The 24641-nt window shown below is 37.2% G+C and carries 21 protein-coding genes; 14 read left to right on the forward strand and 7 right to left on the reverse strand.

All coding sequences use genetic code 11. The annotated features are described in order from the left end of the window. The first annotated feature begins 625 nt into the window (after positions 1-625). Positions 626-1117 (forward strand): hypothetical protein, encoded by a 492-nt coding sequence (locus KHA94_RS06710; RefSeq protein ID WP_249365387.1) that lies wholly within the window; start codon positions 626-628, stop codon positions 1115-1117. A gap of 26 nt (positions 1118-1143) precedes the next feature. Further along, on the forward strand, positions 1144-1659 hold the full coding sequence (locus KHA94_RS06715; RefSeq protein WP_213101393.1) for a hypothetical protein: 516 nt from the start codon (positions 1144-1146) through the stop codon (positions 1657-1659). 84 nt (positions 1660-1743) lie between these two features. Here the strand turns inward: KHA94_RS06715 and KHA94_RS06720 are convergent, their stop codons facing one another. Beyond that, positions 1744-2370, reverse strand: a complete 627-nt coding sequence (locus tag KHA94_RS06720) for a sterol desaturase family protein (RefSeq protein WP_213101394.1) — start codon at positions 2368-2370, stop codon at positions 1744-1746. Positions 2371-2391: 21 nt separating this feature from the next. After that, entirely contained in the window at positions 2392-3075 is a 684-nt protein-coding gene (locus KHA94_RS06725; RefSeq protein WP_213101395.1) for a GntR family transcriptional regulator, read from the reverse strand. Between the two features lie 457 nt (positions 3076-3532). On the opposite strand from KHA94_RS06725, the gene KHA94_RS06730 reads away from it, so the two are divergent. Beyond that, positions 3533-5035, forward strand: coding sequence for a malate:quinone oxidoreductase (locus tag KHA94_RS06730; RefSeq protein ID WP_213101396.1), 1503 nt, complete (start codon positions 3533-3535; stop codon positions 5033-5035). Between the two features lie 389 nt (positions 5036-5424). Here the strand turns inward: KHA94_RS06730 and KHA94_RS06735 are convergent, their stop codons facing one another. From KHA94_RS06735 to KHA94_RS06745, 3 genes are all read right to left on the reverse strand, one after another. Then, positions 5425-6168 (reverse strand): glycosyltransferase, encoded by a 744-nt coding sequence (locus KHA94_RS06735; protein WP_213101397.1) that lies wholly within the window; start codon positions 6166-6168, stop codon positions 5425-5427. 1 nt (position 6169) lies between these two features. Next, positions 6170-7561 (reverse strand): GMC oxidoreductase, encoded by a 1392-nt coding sequence (locus KHA94_RS06740; protein ID WP_213101398.1) that lies wholly within the window; start codon positions 7559-7561, stop codon positions 6170-6172. A 462-nt stretch (positions 7562-8023) separates the two neighbouring features. Then, positions 8024-9205, reverse strand: coding sequence for an MFS transporter (locus KHA94_RS06745; RefSeq protein ID WP_213101399.1), 1182 nt, complete (start codon positions 9203-9205; stop codon positions 8024-8026). An 80-nt stretch (positions 9206-9285) separates the two neighbouring features. Here KHA94_RS06745 and yeiL point away from each other — a divergent pair, with 80 nt between their 5' ends. The 9 genes from yeiL (at position 9286) to KHA94_RS06790 (ending at position 18725) form a co-directional block, all read left to right on the forward strand. Further along, the gene (gene yeiL / locus KHA94_RS06750) at positions 9286-9957 is read left to right on the forward strand and encodes a transcriptional regulator YeiL (protein WP_213102233.1); all 672 of its coding nucleotides are present in this window, start codon (positions 9286-9288) and stop codon (positions 9955-9957) included. Between the two features lie 101 nt (positions 9958-10058). Then, positions 10059-10313 (forward strand): zinc ribbon domain-containing protein, encoded by a 255-nt coding sequence (locus tag KHA94_RS06755; protein WP_213101400.1) that lies wholly within the window; start codon positions 10059-10061, stop codon positions 10311-10313. Between the two features lie 189 nt (positions 10314-10502). Next, complete coding sequence (locus KHA94_RS06760) at positions 10503-12020, forward strand: spore germination protein (protein ID WP_338030754.1); 1518 nt, start codon at positions 10503-10505, stop codon at positions 12018-12020. Continuing rightward, complete coding sequence (locus KHA94_RS06765; RefSeq protein ID WP_249365388.1) at positions 11998-13086, forward strand: GerAB/ArcD/ProY family transporter; 1089 nt, start codon at positions 11998-12000, stop codon at positions 13084-13086. The genes KHA94_RS06760 and KHA94_RS06765 overlap by 23 nt, the downstream gene beginning before the upstream one ends. 5 nt (positions 13087-13091) lie before the next feature. Then, complete coding sequence (locus KHA94_RS06770) at positions 13092-14213, forward strand: Ger(x)C family spore germination protein (protein ID WP_213101402.1); 1122 nt, start codon at positions 13092-13094, stop codon at positions 14211-14213. 134 nt (positions 14214-14347) lie between these two features. Continuing rightward, positions 14348-14944 (forward strand): TetR/AcrR family transcriptional regulator, encoded by a 597-nt coding sequence (locus KHA94_RS06775; protein ID WP_213101403.1) that lies wholly within the window; start codon positions 14348-14350, stop codon positions 14942-14944. 62 nt (positions 14945-15006) lie between these two features. Continuing rightward, the gene (locus KHA94_RS06780; RefSeq protein ID WP_213101404.1) at positions 15007-16152 is read left to right on the forward strand and encodes an MFS transporter; all 1146 of its coding nucleotides are present in this window, start codon (positions 15007-15009) and stop codon (positions 16150-16152) included. A 226-nt stretch (positions 16153-16378) separates the two neighbouring features. Then, positions 16379-18004 carry an ATP-binding protein gene (locus KHA94_RS06785; RefSeq protein ID WP_213101405.1) on the forward strand — a complete coding sequence of 542 codons (1626 nt, stop codon included), beginning with the start codon at positions 16379-16381 and terminating at the stop codon, positions 18002-18004. Further along, on the forward strand, positions 17997-18725 hold the full coding sequence (locus KHA94_RS06790) for a response regulator (protein ID WP_213101406.1): 729 nt from the start codon (positions 17997-17999) through the stop codon (positions 18723-18725). The genes KHA94_RS06785 and KHA94_RS06790 overlap by 8 nt, the downstream gene beginning before the upstream one ends. 296 nt (positions 18726-19021) lie before the next feature. Here the strand turns inward: KHA94_RS06790 and KHA94_RS06795 are convergent, their stop codons facing one another. Beyond that, the gene (locus tag KHA94_RS06795) at positions 19022-20056 is read right to left on the reverse strand and encodes a 2-hydroxyacid dehydrogenase (RefSeq protein ID WP_213101407.1); all 1035 of its coding nucleotides are present in this window, start codon (positions 20054-20056) and stop codon (positions 19022-19024) included. Between the two features lie 23 nt (positions 20057-20079). Beyond that, a complete protein-coding gene (locus KHA94_RS06800; RefSeq protein ID WP_213101408.1) occupies positions 20080-21138 on the reverse strand; it encodes an AEC family transporter in 1059 nt (352 codons plus the stop codon). A 392-nt stretch (positions 21139-21530) separates the two neighbouring features. On the opposite strand from KHA94_RS06800, the gene lpdA reads away from it, so the two are divergent. After that, the gene (lpdA, locus tag KHA94_RS06805; protein WP_213101409.1) at positions 21531-22937 is read left to right on the forward strand and encodes a dihydrolipoyl dehydrogenase; all 1407 of its coding nucleotides are present in this window, start codon (positions 21531-21533) and stop codon (positions 22935-22937) included. Positions 22938-23136: 199 nt separating this feature from the next. Further along, positions 23137-24594, forward strand: coding sequence for a DASS family sodium-coupled anion symporter (locus KHA94_RS06810; protein WP_213101410.1), 1458 nt, complete (start codon positions 23137-23139; stop codon positions 24592-24594). The last annotated feature ends 47 nt before the right edge of the window (positions 24595-24641 follow it).

Here is a 24641-nt window from a genome sequence, read left to right on the forward strand (position 1 = left end):
TACATTTCTCCCGCATTATTACCCGATTGCCTCAATCCATTAGATAAAGAATAAGAAAGCCCTTTTATTATTATCATTATATTGCTGGTCTACTTGATATCAAATATGAAGGATTTTTCTCCTAATTATTACCTGAATCGATTCAATCCTATTTAGCTGATATTTTTTAAATATATGGATTGTATGTTCTAGAATATCCAAAAGGGCTATATCCTTTTGATAAACTAGATACGGAGACAAGCTAAAATAATAAACTGCAAACCATAAAAAAGCTATAACCTCTTTATGAAGGGGTTATGGCTTTTTGTGCTTAATCAAAGTCTATAAATATATTATTAGGCGTTGCCCTACGATCTTTCTCTACTTCATAAAAAACAGATTGCTTTAATGTTGCAATATTTATCATAAGGACAGAATAGGACCGAATATTTTTACCTTGAAGGTCTATTTAAGCTAATAGGAAAATTTAAGTTTATTAACGTACTAAAGTAAAGTGTGTGTTCAATTGAATATCTGCTAATAAGATCGCATAAGAAAAACTAAGGCATTCGCCAAAAAGGACTTGGCGAACGCCAAGTTTTTCTAATGAGAAAGGGGAAGTTCGGTAAAAAGGGGGGATTTATTTTTGAATTTGGGGAGTAGTCAGTGGAATGGTTATCTTGATGCGATAGATGCTGCTTTAGAGAAAGGGATGGCTGCAAAGGAAGTGGTTTGCTCCATTACGACTGGTTTTCGTCAAATATCTTCGTTACGGAATGCACCGGGGTTGAACACGTATCATGCTACTGTGGCTGACATTGGCTACGGTTTTGATGCTGTCAGAGGAACGATTGCACGGCTTCGTAAGGGCGAAACGATTGCTCTTGGAAAAGAAATGCTTGTTTTTGATCTAGATACTTTGCGAATTAGCGAGATTCAATTGCATCCCAATTTTGAGCTAGTAGCAAAGGAAGCGACACCGGATACTTATTATTTAATTGAGCAAAGTCGGCTTTTGAACCAGCAAATCGCTCAAAGAATTAACGAGGCCAACCGGGGCGGCAAGGCTCTTTTGGGAGCAGAATGGAATGTGATTCTGAAACGTGTCCAAAACGTTCAAGCTATTCCACGCCTTTAGTAGACTACGTAAAGGGAGAGAAGGGAATGCCACAACAATCTTCCATTCATATGACTGAAGAGGAACAACAGCGTTTATTAGAATGGTGGGAAGCGACGGAGCAAGGGACAGTAGTGGTGAAGCGCTTAGTTTCGTACATTACGGAGCTCAGGTTGCACCCTGAATCAAGCCATGCAGACGGGATGATTTTGTTTTATCGTGCTGCATCGGAGATTTCCTATGGTTATGCAGGGATGAGGGGCTGTATTCGTCGTGCTTTCACACCTGAATATTCCAAGTTTCTCCGCAATAATATTGTCAGGTGCCATAGCTTTGCGCGGAAATTTTCTGTTGATACAAAGATTCTTCTGGAACGAGTCGCTAAAGAAATCACTGGAGCAAACGCGATGCAGATTGTAGACAGAATCCGCGAAACACTTCGTGAAAATGATGCAATGTTAACAGTAATAGAGAAAAAAGCGGATTCATTTTTCGGTAAGGAAACCTTTCAAACATTGCAAACAAGCCTTATGCAATCTATTACCATGCTTTCTTCTCAATAGGAAAAAATGCCTGTCACTCCCTGAGAAATGTCGAAGCTGCAAAGTACATTCGACATTTCTAGGGTGATGACAATGGATCATTTATCATAATTCTATTTCCTGGTCGCCGCGTTTTTCTAGATTCTTAGCAGTTTTACTTTGGGCAACATCCTTTTGGTCTTTAAAGGTACCCATGAGAAAATCATAGGCTGGGTTCGTAACACCATACCAGTAATTTTCATTTTTGAAGTGATGCCATAAATGAACCTTTTTCATCCAACGCCCCCATGGTGATATTGGTTGAAGGGGGCGATGGGCGATATAATGCTTCCACTCATAAAATAATAAAAAGAGCATAATACCTGCAATAAATGCGTTTGTCATGACAAAGCTGGATGAAAGAAAATAAAAAACGGCTCCTGCAATTGCAATATTTGGCACACTATACCATATGGGTAAAAATAATAAATGTAATTCATTCGGATTTGTATGGTGGTCATAATGTAAGCGCTTAAGCATTTTTAACAAAAATGCATTCTTTGGTGGCTTCAGATGAAAAAGAAACCTGTGTGTAAAATACTCAGCTAAGGAATACATAATCATTCCCAGAATAAAAGCACCCCAAATTCCGATAGAGGTTAAATGTAGAATCATAAATCCGAAGCTAATGAGGAATAGACAGCTCATGATTAATATATCAGGGTAGGAAAAATATTCTTTAAAATATTTCATTTATCACGCCTCCAGCTTTCTTTATTTTTTTCTATCTTTCCAGAGAGCCAAGCTTTTCTCCATTGTTGTCTTAGACAATCTCTCCGCTTCCAATGCATCTCCCTTTAATGCAGCTTTTAATAGATCTTGGTAATAGTTGAACGACAACTCACGATGTTCTTTTACAGAAAAATATCTCTTCGCCATATCTACATAAATGGAATCGAAGCTATTTAAAATGAGTAGAAAGATCGGATTGGCAGCAAGGCCAGCACACCTTTTTTGCAAATCCCAATCAAATGCTGCATAGCTATCTGCACGATCTTCAAGCTGCTCTAGATTGGCAAGGAGAGCAACCACTTTAGGTTGATTAAATGTAACAGCATCACGTATATAAGTCGGAGTCAACGAACTTCTTACTTCTAATAAATACGAAATAAATTCATCTGTAATGGTATGATGATTCTCAACAATATTAACAAGTGTCGTTAGATTCCCATTGCTCCAATAATCATTAACAATCGCAGGCATTCCTTTTCTCCCTGTTATCCATCCACCCCTTCCTAAACGTTGAAGCGCCTCCCGAATAGTTGGGCGACCAACACCAAATTCTTTCGCAAGTTCTCTTTCTGGCGGTAAAGTACTTCCTACAGAATAAACACCAGCCAATATGGATTTAATTAATTCATTCTCAATTTTATCTGAGGAGCGTTCCTTTTCTTTCAAGCCCTCGTCTCCTTTTTTTATTATGGTAATACATGTTAGCAACAGTGGTAATACCAAAAATTATATATCAAATTCGAATTTTCCGTCAATGAAAAGAGGCGAATTTTTATAAATAGAATTATCGAACAAGCCCGTGGACTATTTAGTAGGATGTAATATAAACAGCAGCAAGGTTTGGATAAGGAGGCAGTTAAAATTCGCAGGGTTAAGGCCTTGGTTTTTGTATGTTCCTAGGACCTTGTGGACGGACTTCTCACTTTTACCAACTATTTAATAGCTTAATAACTTATCAAAATAATAGTAAATATTTAAATCTACAAATAATAGTGATACACTATAATAAGGTTATAATTGATCCAGAAAAGGTGTGTGACTAGTCGAGCCCTGGCTTGCTGTGATGCCTAAGCAGGAGCGCCTACATCCTTTCTGCAAATCTTAGGATATAAGGATGGTAAAAATGAGTAACAGACAAACTAAAACAGACGTTATCTTAATTGGTGCCGGAATTATGAGTGCCACTTTGGGAACCCTCTTAAAAGAATTAGTACCGGAATGGGAAATTACAATGTTTGAGAAGCTCGAAAACGCAGGTGAGGAAAGCTCTAACGAATGGAATAATGCGGGAACGGGGCATGCAGCACTGTGCGAGCTTAACTACACGGTCGAAAAACCGGACGGTTCTATAGATATAAGTAAAGCTATAAAAATAAATGAACAGTTTCAGGTTTCAATGCAGTTTTGGTCTCATCTTGTAAACAGCAATTTGATACAAAATCCACAGAATTTCATCAGGCCATTGCCTCATATGAGTATGGTACAAGGGGAACAAAATGTAACGTTTTTAAAGAAACGTTTTGAAGCGCTGTCAAACAATCCCCTATTCCAAGGGATGGAATTTTCCGATGATCCAAAAAAACTGATGGAATGGATTCCACTTATTATGCAAGACCGCTCATGGAATGAACCGATAGCGGCAACAAAAATCGACTCTGGAACGGATGTCAACTTTGGTGCTTTAACGCGCATGTTGTTTGAGCACTTAGAGAGTAAAAACGTCAATATAAACTACAATCATAGTGTTAATGATATTAAACGTACTAGCGATGGCTTGTGGGAATTGAAAGTACAGAATACCTTTAGCGGTACTGTCGAACGCCATGCTGCAAAATTCGTCTTTATCGGAGGCGGGGGAGGAAGCCTGCATTTACTACAAAAATCAGGTATTCCTGAAGGAAAACATATTGGGGGATTCCCGGTTAGCGGAATTTTTATGGTGTGTAATAATCCAGATGTTGTAGAGCAGCATCATGCAAAAGTATACGGCAAAGCTAAGGTCGGTGCTCCGCCAATGTCTGTTCCGCATCTTGACACAAGATTTATCGACAATAAAAAATCGTTGCTATTTGGACCGTTTGCTGGCTTCACACCAAAGTTTTTAAAAACCGGTTCAATGTTGGATTTGGTCACTTCCGTAAAACCAAATAATGTCTTAACTATGTTGGCTGCTGGCGCAAAAGAGATGTCATTGACAAAATACTTGATTCAGCAAGTTATGTTATCGAAAGAAAAGCGCATGGAAGAGTTACGAGAGTTTATCCCGAATGCTAGGCTTGAGGATTGGGATTTAGTAGTAGCGGGCCAACGTGTACAAGTTATCAAAGATACTGAAGCTGGCGGCAAAGGTACACTTCAATTTGGTACAGAAGTTATTAGTGCAGCTGATGGCTCAATTGCAGCATTACTAGGTGCTTCTCCAGGTGCGTCTACAGCTGTTCACGTTATGCTTGAGGTCTTTAAAAAATGCTTCCCGCAGCATATGAATGAGTGGGAACCGAAAATTAAAGAAATGATTCCTTCTTATGGCGAGTCACTAATGGAAAATCCAGAGCTTCTGCACAAAATTCATACTTCAACAGCAGAGACGCTTGATCTAAGCGAAAAAGAGCTAGTCTATAGTTAATTCTTTGGATGTAGAAGCAAAAAAGGCAATCATTAAAAATAAAATATAGAATCTTTGATCTATCTATAGATTGAAGGTTCTTTTTTTAGCTAAAAGGAAAGTTTAAGTTTATTAACGTACTAAAGTAAAGCGTGTTTTCAATTAAATATCTGCTAATAAGATTGTATAAGAAAAACTAAGGCATTCGCCAAAAAGGACTTGGCGAACGCCAAGTTTTTCTAATCAATTCGCAGTTAGAGAGGCTATGGAGAACCTATTTTAAGAAAAGTTGCAAAAAGTTTTTTAAAACGTAAAATTTAAACGCTGACCTATTATTTAACTAATAGATCAGCGCTATATGATCTTGGAATACCCTTTGTATAAATTGGTAGTTGTAAAACACTCTGCTCTTATTCTTTTTTATTAATGCGAGGCATACAAAAGTCCTTATAATCATCTGTATAGGTAATAAATTTACAACTTTTAATGAGTTTTTTGTCGTTTATTTTCCATGTATGATATTCCGGGTTTGCTCTTCTTACGTACACTAGATGATATCGGTCAGTCGAATATATTTTAAATCCATGTTTCACGCAATCCTTGCAAAACTTTACGTCCTCATTATTTGAGATGCTCCGAAACCTGACCTTATCGAAGACATTTCTTTTTACAATTTTCTTTCCACCGCATACCCAATCTACAAACTGGTTTTCTTGATTTAGATTTCTGAGGTAAAGGGCTTTGCAGCTTTCGAAATAGACAAAATGTGTTTTTTTTCCAATAATATCAGCATCGGTATAGTCAAATGCCAGCATCATATTGTTTAAATAAAGAGGAGCATAATAATCGTCGTCGTCAAAGATAGCAATAAAGTCACATTGCGTTTGATCAATTGCAAAATTCAGGCATTGGCCTAAGGATAAATTCTCTGGAAGTTGATAAATAAATATATTTGGATCACCATTTGCTTTTCTTCTCCATTGGGCCAAATCCATGTCATCCTTGTTTAAAATAATGATCAGCTCTTTTTCAGACCAAGTTTGATTCCAGTAGTTTTCAAATATATTATTCATATAAATGGGCTTATTAGTACAAGTGATAATCGATACCCCTTTTGCCTTTTTGGCCGTATTGGTAAATAGGGAACTTTGCATTTCATTTTGTCCTTTCTTTTGAGTAGGTATTCGAGATATGATCCGCTATTCGGATGGCTAATGCAACTGTGGTAAGAGTGGGATTTGAAGCACCAATCGAGGAGAGTATGCTATTATCGGCTACGTAAAGGCCGGTAATACCATGAATTTGACCATAGCGGTTCGTTGCAGATTGTGAGGGATCATTCCCTATACGGCATGATCCTGATTCGTGGTAATCCTCTCCAGGCTCCATAACATGTATCTGAGCTTTTCCTTTCTCGTGGACTACTCTTGCTCCCAGAACATTGAAAACCTGATGTAACGCCTCATTCATTTGGCGAATAATCTCCATGTCCTTGACAGAATAGGAAAAATTAATCTTTATTTTCGGCATACCGTATTCGTCTACAATTAGCGGGTCTAATGTCAGATAATTATCAAAGAGGGATTCAACTTTCCCGAAGCCCACTACATTTATCAATCGTTTATTTATATATATTTGAAATTGGTAAGGGGTTTCGTCCGTCTGCGGTAATAAAAAACGAATATCCTCTGAAATGTTCCCAAACTTTTTGCTAATAAATTCTCCTTTTGCCTTAATAAAAGAATGATTTGTTAAAAAGTGCCCAATTGTATTCCCAGGGATTTTTGAATGAAGCAAGAGGCGTGGGGTTTCCAGAGAACCAGCGGCCAATACGATCGTTTTTGCTCTTAGTACATGTATTTTTTTGTTGTGATCTCCTACTTTCAGACCTACTGGTTTTCCATTTTCCATAAGCAACTGTAACGCTCGAGCCTTTACCGCGAAATCAAATGGGTGTTGTTCCCAAGCATTTTTTAAGAAGCATAATGAACTAAAGGTTTTCCCATGTGAAGTCGCAATAGGAATCGGCCTTGCTTCATGAAACCCTTTTGAATGAAGGTGTTGAAGTATGGCTTGTAAGTGTAATGAATTTATTGAAGATGCCTGACGAATCTGCATGATATCTTCGGCAATCTGGTAATAGGTGTCTATTTCTTGTTCGGATATTGGCCAATTTATGAATTCGGATGCGTGCATTCTGGGAGTAACTGCTCCCCAAAATAGCGTTCTTCCACCCACAGCGAAAACCTGCTCCGCCCCCAAAAACTGAGGAAGGCGCTGTCCGATAGGATTGGAAACTTCATTATAGTATTTTTTCCATTTTTTACTTAATCTAGGGATGTTATGGATATGCGTTGGTAATAATAGATCACCGGATTCAATGACACCAATACTCTTCCGATTTTTTCGCCACTTTTCGCATAATCTCCAGAGAACAGCTCCTCCTCCGGCTCCTGTACCTACAACCAAAACATCGTAATTTTTCTCTTCCATATGTTCTAAAGATTGGAGAGGGATAGAAAAGGGATTTGATGATCCTCTTACCACTGATAATACCTCCATTCACCCTAATCATCTTGATAAAGCCCGTAATTCCCATTGTATTTTCATATTTATAATTATGTCTATTGAATGGTTAAGGTGTGGTTATCTGCCGTAAGGAAAGCGCATATTTCATAACCATAGCTTTGAAAATGATGGCCTTAGACATATGCCGTTTCAGGTGTTGTAGATAGAGCTTTTCCATAAATAGAGGAGGTTATTAAGATCCCATATTTAGAGGTGATACAAATTTATATCACCTTTTTAACACATTAAGAAAGTATAAATTGCCAGCGCAGAAGATAAATCGACGTAGTTGCCAATTTTAGGAATTAAGTGTAAGTGCAACTACGCCTCTGTCTTCGCCTTTCCAAGGCTCGCCAATCAGCGAGTTTTCTTTATAGATTAATATGTTTTGTTATCCCGTAATCATCGCCATTTCGGGTCACAATGATTGACCATTTGGAATTAGCTAACGAGACTTTTGGTTTGGTCTTCCCTTTTAAATTCTAATTTCCGATAAACAAGTGCAAGCAACATCGCTGGTATGGTGCAAATGATCATTCCGATAAAGGCGTATCTTGGTTCAATTTCGTATAAATACCCACCGAAAATGGTGAACACCGCTGTGCTCCAGCTAAGTGCCAGAGCAGAGTATATCCCTTGTGCCTTCGGAATCTGTTCATGTGGAATATGTTTGATTAAGTATTTCATAAAGGCATAATGCGCCATAGCAAATGAGCATGCATGTAATACTTGTGCGATAGAGAACACAACGACATTTGGAACGGCAAATACTAATATCCAACGAACGGTTGAACCAAGAGCTGCTAGTGTCAGTAAGGAGCCTACTGAAAATTTTCGGAAAGTCCGATCAGCAATGGAAAAGAAAAGAATTTCTGCAATTACAGCAATGTTAATAATCACACCAATTAAATATTTAGGTGCGTGGATTTCTTGTAAATATATATAGCCATAGCTGTAATAAGAAGCATGTGCCGCCTGCAGTAAAATCACGATGACGAGTACCACACCAAAGTGTTTAATACGAAATAATTTCAACATGCCACCTTTTTTTGTTCCACTCGCTTGTGGTTTTTCGGATAAAACAACGGGTGCATGCATAAAACCAAGGCTCACGAATACCAATGTGCCGAGTAACAGCGCCCATAAAATCATGTCGTCCCCAAGCGTCCCTGTAAAGAAGGTTAAGATCATGCCAGCCACGACAAACCCGATAGATCCCCAAGAGCGGCTCTTCCCGTAATGTTTTAATTGTTTACTCTGTACAAGAACGCTTGCTGCACTATCTAATGCAGGCATCAATGTAGGATAAAAGAAATGCAATAATAACGTTACAACAAGTAAGCTAGCAAATGAATGTGCCGGAATATAACACAGAATGGCTATCAGCGTACCGATTGACATCCCATTTAGTAAGGTTTTACTGCTAAATTTCCCTGATAAATAAGGAAATGCCAATAATGTAGAAAGTCCTCGTGCAGCCAATCCTAAACTCATAATTAAACTCGCTTGTGAAACCGTAATTCCTTTTGTATGAATCATCCAACCAGTCCAATAGGGCAGAAAAACACCCCATGTCATATAGAAACTGAAGAACTGTCTGCTCATCCAGCGTTGTGTATTCATTGTGAATCCCCCCAATATTTGCATAATAACAAGAGGATACGTACAATAATATGAGATATCTCATATTTTAGGTGTGGATGATGGAAATATATAAAAAGCAGAAAAGGCAACATTATTTGGAGGAACACTCCATTTCGCATTTATTTTCTTTTCCGATTGAAGAGTTTATAGAAGTACGCGAATATAAGCGTGATGAATGGATTATTCGAGAAGGCATGCGGCCGGATTATCTCTTTTATGTAATTGAAGGAAAAGCTAAAATTTACGTCACTTACCAAAATGGGAAAGTTTCCTTGATCAATTTTATCAGTGCACAAGATTTTATTGGGGAAATGGAACTATTAAATGAGGTGTACTATACAAAAGGGATACAAACCTCCACAAAGACCATTTGTTTTGCAATTCCTTTTCATCAATGCCGCACACAAATGCTCGAAGATACGACATTTCTTCGAGCGCTAACCAAATTTTTAAGTATAAAAGCAACACGAATGTCTGCAAAGTATTCACAAAGTCTTGCCTTTCCGCTTGAAAACCGGCTAGCGGATTTTATATTGCAAACCGCTGATGAAGGTGTATATAAGGAGAAACATGTAACAGTGTGTGATTTTCTAGGTGTATCCTATCGCCATTTATTGCATGTATTTGCACAATTTTGTGATAAAGGGTATTTGAAAAAGGAAGGACATCACTATCGCATTCAGCAGCATAATAAATTAAATGAACTTTCTATGATATTGAAGAATGAATAACGGATCTATTACTTTTGGTTTGCTACAACAAACAGAAACAATGGGAAATTTTGAGTCAAAAAAATGTATAAAGCTATAAAGACATTAGGAGGAGGGGAATAATGGAAGTATATAAAAAATGTCAAAGCTGTTCCATGCCATTAAAGAAAGAAGAAGACCGTGGAACTGAGAAAAATCTAGAAAAAAGTTCTATGTACTGTAAGCATTGTTATCAAGAAGGGGACTTCACACAAAAAGATATAACAGTAGGAGAAATGAAAGAATTTGTTAAACAAAAATGCATTGAAATGGGAGTTCCGAAATTTTTAGCTGGCATGTTTGTAAAAAACATTCACAAGCTTGAGAGATGGAAATAGAACGCATTTTGAGTATGGCAGTGTTTAAATTAATAAAAGCTGAAATGTACAAGATTTAATGAATTTTGTATATTTCAGCTTTTTTATTTTCCTCATTTAGTTATCTATACGAATGGCATTTTTAGGGATAATCCCCATTTTATTGGTTAAATTAATAAAAATTGAATGGGACCTAGGAGAAGTATAATGATGGATCTTTTTAGAAAATTATTTTCGAACAAACGTGCAGAAAAAAGCTCGTACATAAACGTGTTTCCTTCCTTGCAAAAAAATAAAGAATACATTCAAAACCAGCTGTTTCATTCAAGTGATCTGAAGTGGCGGAGCATAAGGTTTAATCAATTGTCGGGTCTTATTGTTTTTTTTGAATCCCTGTCTGATCAACAGAGAATTCAAAATGAGATCATTCGGCCATTAGAAGAAAAAAAAGAAGGAAACGTAGATGCAATCATTGCTTCTGTGGATATTGCGAAGAAATCGGATCTCAGCCAGTTGCCCCAATCGTTAGTTCAAGGAAATTGCGTATTGTTATTTGAAGGTACAGCAGAAGCTTATATTGTCGGCATGGCGGCAGAAAATAAACGGAATATTGTAGAGCCAGAAAACGAAGGAGCCATTCGCGGCGCACATGATGGTTTTATAGAGCACCTCATCACGAATCTGTATCTGGTTCGAAAGCGTATTGAAAATCCGTCCCTGGTCGTCCGTTACTACCAGGTCGGAAAGGCAACCAAAACAAAATTGGCACTTCTCTATATGCAGAATCTGGCGAATCCGGATTTGGTCGAGGAAGTGGATCAAAGACTTGGTTCCATTGTGATGGACACCACGATTTCACCTGGATTCATTGCCGAAATGATTGAGGATAACCCATCTTCTCTATTTCCGCAAATTTTATTTACGGAAAGGCCAGATCGGGCAGTAGCCCATCTGATGGAAGGTCGTGTCGTTATCTTATCTGATGGAGATGCAACTGCGCAGATTTTGCCGGTGACTTTCTTTGCGTTTTATCAAAGCCCGGATGATTATCACAGCAGGTGGATTGTCGGATCGTTCATTCGATTGCTTCGTTTGGTAAGCTTTATCATCGCATCTCTAGTACCTGCTTTATATATTGCCATTATTGGCTTTCATCCCGAAATACTTCCTGTAAATTTGATTTTTACCGTAAAAAGCAGTATAGACAAAGTTCCATTTCCACCTATTTTGGAGGCTTTGCTTATGCAGATTACTTTAGAAGTGCTACGTGAAGCAGGAGTTCGTTTGCCGAGCAGAGTAGGTCAAACTATAGGGATTGTTGGCGGCTTGGTCATTGGCGAATCGGTCGTACGAGCTGGATTGATTTCGTATCCCATGGTTATCGTTGTCGCTTTAACCGCTATTTCGTCATTTGTGGCGCCGTCTAATGAAATAAGTACCGCCACGCGGATTCTGGGTTTCCCGCTTATGATCCTGGCCGCGATGTTCGGTTTGATCGGAATCATGTTTGGCATTCTTTTTATTTTGATCCATTTATGTAAATTAGAGAGCTTTGGTACAGCCTATTTTGCGCCTGTTATGCCTCTTCGAATCAAGGATTTGAAGGATACTTTTACACGCTTTCCAATTTGGAGCTTGAATCAGCGTCCTCATGATCCTCATCCCAAAAGGGTAAATCAAGAGAGATATTCAAGGGGGTGGGTACATGATGATCCTGAAAAAGAGTAAAATTACTCAGGGTCAGCTCATGTTTTTTGTTATCCAGTCTCAAGTGGGGGTTGGAATCTTATCCCTTCCGAATAAATTGCAGGCAACTGCCAAAGGAGGAGCGTGGATCTCTAGTTTAATTGCCGGATTGGCCGTACAAGTGATTATTTTGATTCTTTGGGCTCTTTGTAGACGGTTTCCTTCTGATACGATATACAGTTTCTTGCCGAAAATCACTGGAAATTTTCTTGGGAAGCTGCTTGGTTTTGCTTATATTGTCTATTTTCTGTTTTCTGTTAGTACAATCTTATCCTTTTTTGCCGATGTCGTTGGAAAGTGGGTGCTCCAAACAACACCAAGATGGGCATTATTAATTCTTACTCTTTTCACATGTGCATATTTGGCTAAAGAAAACCTTCGCGTAATTGCCAGGCTTTTTGTCATATCTTCATTTACGATCATAGTAATCGTGATATTATCCTTGTTCGGTTATGCCCATACAAATATTACATATATATTTCCTATCATGGAAGCTGGGTGGGGGGAGATCATCAAAGCTTCGAATGCAGCATTGTTTCCTTTAGTCGGGTACGAAGTCATATTAGTCATTTATCCTTTTGTTGAAGGGAAAAGCATTGGGAAATTAAAAGCAGCATCTTTAGGTAGTTTGGTGATTATACTTTTATACACATTTGAGGTGTTTACTAGTTTAATCATTTTCAGCCCGGAGGTCATGCCTGTCATTTCGGAACCTCTTCTCTATATGCTGAAAGGTTTTTCTTTCCAGATTATTCAACGGATCGATCTAATCTTTTTATCCTTATGGATTTTTATTATTAGCACTGCTACTGTCTCTTGGTTATACATGGCAACAACAGGCTTAGGTCACTTCTTTCACCGGGGTGAACATAAAAAAGCAGTCCCCTATGCCGTTTTCATTGTCTTTATTCTGGCTATGATTGCTCAAGATCCAGCGATTACTGACCTTTACGATCGAATGATTAAGATATTCCATTATACCTTTGTGATTGGGCTTCCTTTGATACTGCTCATCTTCTCATATCTTTTAAGAAAAAGGGGGGCGTAAGCCAGGTGAAAAGAATCTGCTTTTCAAGCACTTTTATTTTTGTTTTCCTATTGTTAACAGGGTGTTGGGATCAAGATCTTTTAAAGGATGCTCGTTTGATTTACGGAGGAGGGTTTGATCTAGAGCCAAATGGAAAGATTCTATCCACCTTTGTCATTAGGGACGTACCCGTTTCCGAACAACAGAGTCCTAAAAACGAGTTGATATACACGGTGGGAAATACGCCAAGGGAAGCCCGCCATAAAGCGGATAATCAGATATCCCGGAATATTCGTACATACAGAAATCGGATCCTTATTATTGGAGAAGAGCTGGCAAAACAAGATGTTCATCAACTCCTCGATGTTTTTTACCGCGATCCCAAAAGCCCTTTTAATGCTAGGATTGGAGTGGCGGAAGGGAAGGCTAAAGACATACTCTCTCTTAAAAAAGTAGGGAATGTTTTAATTGCAGAAGAAATTGATGAACTAATCAATAGTAAAGAAAAGACTACAACCGTTCCTAAGGTAACCATTGAAACGATTTTCCCTGTGATGATGGATCCCGGAGAGGATTTTGTTCTTCCATACATCATGAAAAAAGGGAAACGAGTGGACGTTTCGAATAGTGCCATGTTTCATAAGTATCAATTTACAGGGACACTGAACCCTGATGAATCTACCATGTATTTACTTTTAAAAGATGAAAAAGGGAAAATGGCGACCCTAACCAAAAAAATAAGTATCGAGAAGGATCAAAAAAAAGTCTATAATTTTATGACCTTTAATGTAGAAAAATCAAAGCGAAGGATGAAAGTGTTGATTCAACCGGACGATCAAATTACGGTTAGGCTGGATCTGAAATTGAAAGTGAGTGTCTTAGAATTTCCTAAGGATCTCTTAGATGATAAAAAAAGAGTTGCCCGATTAAACCAGATTCTATCCAAAGAGATGACAGATTTAGCAAATAAAACGCTAAAAAAAATGCAAAAAGCCCGCTGCGATGGATTAGGTATCGGCAGACAACTCATAGCGTTCCATCCCGATACTTGGAAGAAGCAAAAGGAAGACTGGGGGAGCAACTATCAAAAAGTGCATTTTGTTCCTAAGATTCAGGTAGAAATAATAAAGAAAGGGATAATAATGTAGTTTTATAAAAAAGATTGATCATTTAATAAAATAAAGTTCGATAATTTTAAATAAGAATAAAACACCTTTATTGACTGATCGGTACAAAAGGTGTATTCTACTAATGTTATCTTTAAAATGAGAGGGGAATAAGATTGAATAATCGCGGCAGACCCAGAGAGTTTGATTATTCCTCAATTGTAGATGTTGCAATGAAAACATTTTGGATAAGAGGATATGAGGGGTGTTCTACACAAGATTTATGCAGTGATACAGGACTTGGAAAAGGAAGTTTATACAATACTTTTGGTAGTAAACATGAACTGTATAAACAAGTATTAGAACGCTACCATGAAATTGGGATTAGGGAACAAAAGAAATTGTTAGATACTCCAATTCCAGTTAAAGAACGATTAAGTAATTTTTTTGAATGGGCATTGAAGGAAGACTTTGAGAATATTGATCAAAAAGGATGTTTATTGATTAATGCCAGCGTAGAAGGTGCTAAAAACGATTTAATGGTTCAAGAAATTTTCTCAAGGCATGTTGAGCTTCTTAAACAAGCTATTGAAACAGTGATGGAGGAAGGATTACAAACAGGTGAAATTTCAAAGAAGCAATCAGCTGAGGAATTAGCTAGTCTGCTTTTAAGCAGTTATTACGGATTCCGTGTTCTTAATGTATCGATGCAAAATCGGATGTTAGCTGAACAGGTTATCAAAGGAACAATGGAGACTATTTTTGGCGCTTAGTGCGCTCTTTTTTCGCGCTATTTTTGTACCGAACGTTACAATAATGGATAAGGAGTGTTTTTATGCCATCGATTATTTATTTATTAGCTTTAGCAATCTTTTGTATGACTACATCAGAATTTATGGTTGCTGGTATGATGAACGAACTTGCTCTTGCATTTCAGGTTTCTATATCGTCTATTGGGTATTTAATTACAGCTTATGCAGGAGCAATGGTCATAGGAGGTCCCATTGTAACTGCAACTCTCCTACGAGTACCCAGTAAACAAGCATTATTGTTTTTAATGTTTATATTTTTAATTGGTCAATCACTCGGAGCTATTGCTTGGAACTATGATACGATGTTGATTTCACGTATTATAACTGGTATCGCTTCAGCTTCAGCTTTTGGAGTTGCGATTTCCTATTCTGCAGCATTAGTTCCATCTGATTCAAGGGGTAAAGCTGCGTCAATTGTACTTGCAGGTTTAATGATTGCAACTGTCTTAGGGTTACCTATAACAACCGTTATTTCGCAATATTATGGCTGGCGTATTAGCTTTGGGGCTGTTTCTGTTCTTGTTCTAGTATCAGGAATTATGATCCAATGGTTGTTACCATCATCTTCAAATAAAGAGCAATTAAACTGGAAAGACGAAATTCTACGATTTAAGAATATTCATCTTTGGGCAGCGTACGTAACAAGTATGTTTATTATTGGTGGTACGTTTGCAGCATTTAGTTATTTTACTCCCATCTATACAAATGTTACAGGCTTTTCAAGCACAAGTATTCCATATTTACTTGCTGTCTATGGTAGTGCGACAGTCATTGGGAATATTATAATTGGAAAGTTTGCTGATAAGTTCACAATGAAAATACTTATGAGTGGGTTAATTATATTGATAGTAGCAATGTCTTTATTTGCTTTAGGAGCGGAAAATAAATATATTGCCGTTATTTCTACTATTTTTATTGGCTTAACTGGCGTAGCAATGAATCCAGCTATGGTTGCGAGAGTAATGAAAACAGCTAATAATAGTACAATGATAAATACCGTACATAGTTCTTTTATTACGCTTGGTATTGTTATTGGTTCGTCACTAGGTGGTCTTGGAATCAGTAAAGGATATGGTTTTGTATCTCCGCTGTGGATTGGAGCTTGTTTAGCTATCCTGGGGGTAATTTCATTATTACCATATTTACATAAGGGAAAGCATTCGCCATAAAGGACTTGGCGAACGCCAAGTTTTTCTAACACGTTAAGAAGTATAAATTGTCAGCGCAGAAGATGATTCGACGTAGTTGCCAATTTTAGGAATTAAGTATAAGTGCAACTACGCCTCTGTCTTCGCCTTTCCAAGGCTCGCCAATCGGCGAGTTTTCTTTATAGGAGTAGAAGGTGCAATCGAAAATTGTTAAAATAGGAATAAATTAGACTGAAGGATTTTAAATATGATGGTAAATAAATGGATGTCTGAATTATCATTAAAAAAAATGACGACATTATTGGTTTTAATGTCAGTTATCGTTTCGTTGATCGCATGTGCTACTCTTTTAAATTTATATGTGTTGGAACGAGAGAACAATGTTGTAAAAGAAAAATTAAAAAGTATTGCTAGAATGGTTGCAAAAGATCCCCGTGTCATAAATGAGGTTGATAATGATTCGTTCAGTTCAGCAATACAGGACTATTCGTTGGAAGTGATGGAATCGACAGGTGTTAGCTTTGTTGTTGTACTCAATAATGATCTTATTCGAAAATCACATCCAGATGAAAGTGTCATAGGAAAACCTTTTTCAAATATTGAGGATGCCAAAAAATCATTAGACGGTTCTGAGCATTTTTCAAGGGAAGTTGGTGTGTTGGGAGAAGGCACACGTTTCTTTACTCCTATATGGAATAAAGAAGGCCAGCAAGTTGGAATTGTTTGTGTAGGTTTTGTACAGCAAACAATCAATCAAGAACTATGGAAAGCACAGAAAAATCTGTTCTTGGGATTAGGACTTGGACTTTTTGTGGGAATAATGGGGGCACTGTTCTTAGCACAGCAATTAAAGAAAATATTATTAGGACTTGAACCTAAGGAGATCGTGGCCAATATTAAGGAACGCGATATTATTATCGATTCAGTAGGAGAAGGGATCATTGCTGTTACGCCAGATCGAAAAATTCTTTTGCAAAATTTAAATTTTGCAAAACTTATAAAGAATGCCAAGTTTGCTGGGGATAATATGAAAGATGGGTATCTCGATAAAGATATCTTTTCAACGTTTTTTTGTGAAGTATTTACAACAGGAAAGTCCATTTCCGATCATGTCATTGTCGTGAATCAGTTTGAGTTCATCGTTAATATTCAGCTTATCTATATAGAGAATAGGATTTATGGAGCGGTCGCAACTTTACGTGATCAATCAGAAATGCAACAGCTTATTCGAGAGCTTAGTGGAACAGAACAATATATTGATACCTTGCGTGCTCAAAATCATAAATTTATGAATCAATTGCATACGATTTTAGGATTAATTGAATTGGAAAAATATCAAGATGTCGCTCACTTTATTCGTGTATTAAATGCTGATTATCACCGAGAGATTGGATTTGTTACAGATAAAATTAAAAGCCCTGCCGTTGCAGGCTTCTTACTTGGGAAAACGAGCGAGTTAAAGGAGCAAGGTGTAAAGTTAACAATAGACTCATTTTCTTATTTTCCAAATATGAAAATGGGTGAGATGCTTCATGATTTGCTTTTATCAATGGGGATCCTACTAGATAATGCCAAAGAGGCCATGTCGTTAACAACGATAAAACAAGCGACACTCTTTCTTCACTATGATGAGGAGGAGGAAGTGATCTTAATTGAAGTGAAGGATACAGGAATAGGCATGGATGAAGAGTTGAGAGAAAGGATTTTTGAGAGAGGATTTTCAACAAAAGGCGGGGCAAGAGGTTATGGATTGGATGCTATTCAATCAATTGTCAAACAATATCATGGACTTGTTGATGTACAATCAGAAGTAGGGAATGGAAGTATCTTTCGAATGGAAGTACCTTATAAATGGAGGAACATAGATGATTAAAGTTATCATAGTTGAGGATGACCCTATGGTTGCAATGATCAATCAGCAATTTATTGAGCGGTGTGAAGGATTTCAAATTGTTGCTACCGTCGGCAGTATTGGGGAACTATGGAATGTAATTAATGAGGATATCCCTGATTTAATATTACTTGATGTCTATTTACCAGGAGAAACGGGGATTGATTTTTTACAATCGGTACGTCAAAAACAGCTTTCAATACCCATTATTATGATTACAGCTGCTCACGATATACCTACTATTAAGAAAGCGCTAGAGTATGGTGTGATTGATTTCTTAATTAAACCCTTTTCATATGAAAGATTTGAACTAGCAATTGAGAATTTTCTCCAATATCACTCACTAACTACTAAGTTAGAAAAAACAGATCAGGATACGTTAGATCAAATATTAATAAAAGAGAGAGGTCCTTCATGTTTACATCCTGCCGGAAATGAATTACATTCAACATTGCCTAAAGGATTATCAAAACTAACATTAAAAAAAATTCTTCATGTGGTAGTGGATCAAAAGGGGTATTTTTCAACAGAGGATATCGCTAAAGAAGTTGATTTATCACGTATTTCAACTAAAAAGTATTTGCAGTATTTAAATGAGATTGGTTATTTAAGTGAAGAATTAAAGTATTTAGCAGTTGGACGACCGATTATGGTATTTCATATCGTCCCTGAGAAAGAGCATTTAATTATGTCTTTTAAATAATTTGGCTATGTTGATTTCCGCTGCAGGCACTTAGCGATCGCGGGCGGTCCGGGAGCCTCCTCGTCGCTATCGCTCCTGCGGGGTCTCCCTATGACTCGCTTCTCCCGCAGGACATTGAATAATCTTCCCCGAATAATCACCGCACGAAGGAAATGCGAATGCATTTTCGAGGATCTCGCGCCTTCCGCTTCAATCAACAACAAAATAGCATTATCAACACTGATCTTTAATACAGCCAATAATTAAAAAAGGGTCAAACTTGACATAGTTTGGCCCTTTTTAATGGAAAATAGTAATTAGTCTTTAGAAACAAGATCTCGTTTTTTCGGTAAAGGAACAGCATTGGCTGTGTGCCCTTTTGTGATGATATCATGTAGGTTTTCAAAGCTTGTTTCAATCATATTGGTAAGTGCTTCATCTGTATTAGATCCCATATGAGGTGTCACAAGGACACGAGGGTATAAATCAAGCAGTGCCTGTACTGTAGGATCTAAGTTTTTTGCTGTTTTGTCAAATTTTTGGAAGAATATTTTTTCTTCATTCGCAAATACATCTGTTGCAAAGCCTTCTAGTTTATGAGATTGAAGGGCTTTCAGAATGGCTTCATTATCTTGAAGTTCACCCCGAGCAGTGTTAATGAGAATGGCGCCATCTTTCATTTTTGAAATGAATTCAGCATTGACCATCTTTTCATTTTCTCCTGGAATATAAGGTACATGTATACTTACGATATCACTTTCTTTTAATAAATCGTCCAACTCCATAAAAGTAACTGTTTGTTTCGCTGCATCACTTTGGAATAAATCATACCCAAGAACTTCAGCGCCAAGGCCTTTAAAAAGTTTCGCTTCCGTTAACCCAATTTTACCAGTACCAATAATACCAACCTTACAGTTTCTGATTTCTTTGCTGAACATAGCCTTATCTACTGTGAAATCTTTATTCGCTGTTCTAGTTGTTGTGTAGGTTGTATGTCTTAATAATGACATGGCAAGTGTTAAAGATAACTCTGCAATGGCATTTGGAGAGTAGGAAGGAACCCTTGCAACACGCATGTCGTAATCTGCTGCTGCCTGCAAATCAATATGATTATAGCCAACCGTACGTGTGAACAAATATTTTACACCGTATTCTTTCAATTTTTGAATGTTATCCTCATCTGCTATACAATTTCCTCTTAATAAAACAGCATCCATCCCTTTAGCAGTCTCAATATTGTCATGTCTAAGTAAATCTTCAATCAAGACTAGCTCGAATTGATACTTATTTAATTGATTAAAAAACGGTACTTCATTTTCTCTAACCCCGTAACAAGCTACTTTTAATGTCATGATTAAACTCTCTCCTTTGTTATTTATCCAAATATTCCTGTACTACTAATTAAATTAATGGCGATAACCCATATTGGAATCATCACAACGGCAGTGATCGTTGAAAGCAAAGATGCATTAGAAGCAAGCAGTGCATCCTTATCAAAACTAATTGCATAGGCAGCTGCTACAGTAGCAGTTGGTGTCGCCATCATAATGACAATAACCCCTAAGCTAACAGCACTCATCGGTAGAATTCCTGTTAGTGATAGAATCGCAAGAATAACAATATTGATAATAGGAACGAATACAATTTTGTTTACACTGTAGATTAAAGATGTACGATCTGTAATAGCTGTTTTGAAATTGACAGCACCGAGTGTTGCTCCAATAGAAAGCCAAGCAAGTGGTGAAGCGAGTCCGGATAAATAAGTCATAGGTTTATATAACCAAACGGCAGTCTGGTCAATTCGTAAAAATCCAAAATTGGATGTAGTTCCATCAGCAGCTACAACGGCCACTTGAGGCAGATAGTCTTGGAACATCCAGATGAATAGTCCTAGAAAGGTAGCAATGACAATAGGATTTAAAAACATTTCTTTTATATTTTTTGCTTCCATTTTAAGTCCACTCATTTTGATATAACCATAGGAATATAGAAAAACTCGATATCCAATATTAAAAATGGAAGCGTACAGAACACCCTCTGGTCCGTATATAGCACCTACAATAGGAATACCAAAGAAGGTTGTTGAACCGAAAATGGTTAAAACACGCAAGGTATCTTGCTTGTCCCCTTTATATTTAAGATACATAGGTTTAGATACAAAAATTAAAATAATGTAGATAAGTAGTCCCCAAATTAAAATGTTCATTCCTTCAGATAAAGTTTTTTGATCAATATCCATCAAAAAGGATGTGAAGGCCATAGCAGGTAATGCAACGGTTAATACGACCTTTGATAGCATTTTTCCAATCTGATCATTAAAAATGCCTTTTTTACGACAAAAGAAGCCTAGTAGAATAATAAAGATTGTTGAAGTAATGGCACTTTGAATATTCTTGTCAGTAAGCGTTGTCTGAATAATTTCAAACATATTCATGGATTTTTCCTCCAAATCGATTCATTTGTGAATATTTTCACAAATACCATTAAAAATTATTAGCCGGCTATTTCTTACAAATCCATCATAAGTTAATTTGTTTTAAACAAAAATATAATGTAATTAACATAATTTATGTAATTAAAGTAAGTGAAATATTGAGCAAAGTATAAGTGACTTCATCATAATAGGAAAGCAAATGCTTCCTTTCGATAATTACAAATCACTTTCTTTATTTACGTATTCTAGAAATGCTAGAATTTTTTTTTTACATTTAGAACGGAAATAGGATTCTATTATTTGTTCACATGAATGTTATTTTACAAAAGTTTGAAAGCGTTTCATTGTAGACCGCTCTTGTGAACAAAATAAATGTATTAGGAGGATGAAATATGAATACAAATGAACTTCATTCAACAGACACAATGGTAATTGGAGCTGGTCCAGGAGGTTATGTGGCAGCGATTCGTGCTGCACAGCTGGGACAAAAGGTTACGATTGTTGAAAAAGAAAACCTTGGAGGGGTTTGTTTAAATGTAGGCTGTATTCCATCAAAAGCATTGATTACAGCTAGCCATCACTTTCATCAAGCTCAAAATCTAGATGCATTTGGTATTTCAGTTCATAAGGTTGAGGTGGACTTTTCAAAGGTCCAAGCTTTCAAAGACGGTGTTGTCAAAAAATTAACAGGTGGAGTCGGAACGCTTTTAAAAGGGAATAAAGTAGAAGTAGAGAAAGGTACTGCAACTTTTGTTGATGCGAATACAGTGAAAATTAGCAGCAGTGAAGGAGAAAAAACAATTCGTTTTAAACATGCGATTGTGGCAACAGGATCTCGTCCAGTCGAACTGCCTACAATGAAATTTTCTAATAGAATCATTGATTCGACAGGTGCTTTAAATATAAAGGAAATTCCGAAGAGTTTAGTCGTTGTTGGCGGAGGCGTAATTGGAATCGAACTAGCTGGAGTCTATGCTAATTTTGGTACAAAAGTAACGATTTTAGAAGGACAGAGTGATTTGCTGGGTGGAATGGATAGTCAGATTACCTCTATTGTGAAGCGTAACATGAAGAAAAAAGGTGTTGAGATCTTTACAAAAGCTTTCGTAAAAGGTGCGAAAGAGGTAGATCAAGCCGTAGAGGTTACGTTTGAAGTAAATGGAGAAGAGAAAACATTACAAGCAGATTATCTACTTGTGAGTGTTGGAAGAAAACCGAATACAGACCAAATCGGTTTACAAGAAATTGGTGTAGAAATCGATCCTAAAGGAGTCATTAAAACGGACAAGCAATGCAGAACTTCCATACAAAATATTTATGCAATAGGGGACATTGTAACTGGACCGCAGCTTGCCCATAAGGCTTCCTATGAAGGTAAAGTAGCTGCTGAAGCCATTGCAGGAGAAAAGGCAGTTGTCGATTATACTTGTATTCCAGCTGTCGTATTCTCAGAACCAGAAATAGCGGTTGTCGGTCAAACGGAAGAGAGTGCGAAAGAAAAAGGGATTGATGCTAATAGTGCGAAATTCCCATTTGCTGTTAATGGAAGAGCGATTGCCCTCAACCAAACAGAAGGCTTCTTTAAACTGATTACACGCCAAGATAATGGAGTTGTCATTGGAGGACAAATTATTGGGCCGAATGCTTCAGATATGATTGCTGAGCTTTCATTAGCGATTGAAGCAGGATTAACAGCAGAAGATATAGCCTTAACCATCCACGCCCACCCAACTCTAGGGGAAATTGTGATGGAAACAGCAGAAGTCGAACTAGGAAACCCTATCCACATTGTAAAATGATAAAGTGAAACTTCAATCAGTGGGGGTCTTACTGCCCTCTAATGCGGGATAAATGGTTCATTGGCTTAGGTAAATGTGTCTAAGACGAACTATTTATGACTTTTGTAACTTATGAAAGTGATATGTAACTTTGTAAAGCGCTTTCATCGTTTTCTTTTATTTTACAATAGTATTGTAAGTAAAAAAGGAGGGGAATAAGTTGGAAAAGAAAAAATTGATATCTATTTGCCTCGCATTTGCAGTATTTTTTATTATCATATTGCTTCCAAATCCTGAAAGTCTTCCGATTGCAGGACAAAGGGCACTAGCAATATTAGCTTTAGCAGTCATTCTTTGGGTGACTGAAGCGGTATCTTATCCAGTAAGTGCTGCTGTTATCGTCGTACTCATTACAGTTTTTATAGGACTGTCACCAACGATAGAAGATCCATCCGTCACTTATACTAGTCAAGGTGCATTAAAACTAGCGTTTGGCGGATTTAGCTCTTCGGCTGTGGGACTTGTGGCAGGAGCATTATTCATAGCTGCAGCCATGGAAATAACAGGTTTGCATAAACGTCTGGCCCTATTCATTATGTCAAAAGTAGGGACAAAAACGAGCAGTTTAGTTTTTGGAACAATTTTAGTCAGTATCATTCTTGCTTTATTCGTACCAAGTGCAACAGCACGTGCAGGTACAATTATTCCAATTCTAATGGGAATTGTAGCTGCTTTCAGTCTTCCAAAAACAAGTAGATTGGCAGCTTTACTTATCATAACAGCCGTTCAATCCATTTCTATCTGGAACATTGGTATTAAAACGGCGGCTGCGCAAAACATGGTTGGCTTAGGTTTTATGGAACAAGCATTTGGTACTAATATTACATGGGGACAATGGTTTTTATACGCAGCACCTTGGTCCATCATCATGTCCATTTTCTTATTCTTTATTATGAACAAGCTCATTAAGCCTGAAATTGGAGAATTAGAAGGCGGAAAAGAAATTATCAGTGCTCAATTAAAGGAATTAGGTAAGATTTCAACAAAAGAATTACGATTAATCATTATTTCACTTGTACTATTAGTCCTTTGGGCAACAGAAGGAGTCCTACATCCATTTGATTCTACTACTGTTACCATTGCAGCAGTTGCTTATATGCTTTTCCCTGGTATTGGAATTTTTTCATGGAAAGAAGTTGAAAGTAAAATTCCGTGGGGAACGATTATCGTATTCGCAATCGGAATTTCGTTAGGAACTGTTTTATTACAAACACAAGGTGCATCATGGTTGTCAGAAAATACATTAGAAGCTATTGGATTAACCAGTATGCCACTCATTTTTATCATCATGGTTCTAACTTTATTTAACATTTTGATTCATTTAGGTTTTGCTAGTGCAACAAGCTTAGCTTCAGCTTTTATTCCAATTGTTATTGCCCTCGTGGCATCAATGGAACCAACGTCCTTTAATGGACCAGGGCTTGTATTAATTCAACAATTTGCTATCAGCTTTGGGTTTTTATTACCAGTAAGTGCACCACAAAATATGCTTGCATATGGAACAGGTGCCTTTACAACAAAAGACCTTTTGAAATCAGGTATTCCAATTACTCTCGTAGGTTATGCCTTAATTGTCATTTTCAGTTTAACGTACTGGCAATGGGTAGGTATGCTCTAAGAAAGAGAAGAAATTCAAACTTCCTTTTAAATCGTTAACTTAATTAT

Source organism: Cytobacillus citreus (genome assembly GCF_018343665.1).
In the GTDB taxonomy this organism is placed as follows: domain Bacteria; phylum Bacillota; class Bacilli; order Bacillales; family Cytobacillaceae; genus Cytobacillus; species Cytobacillus citreus.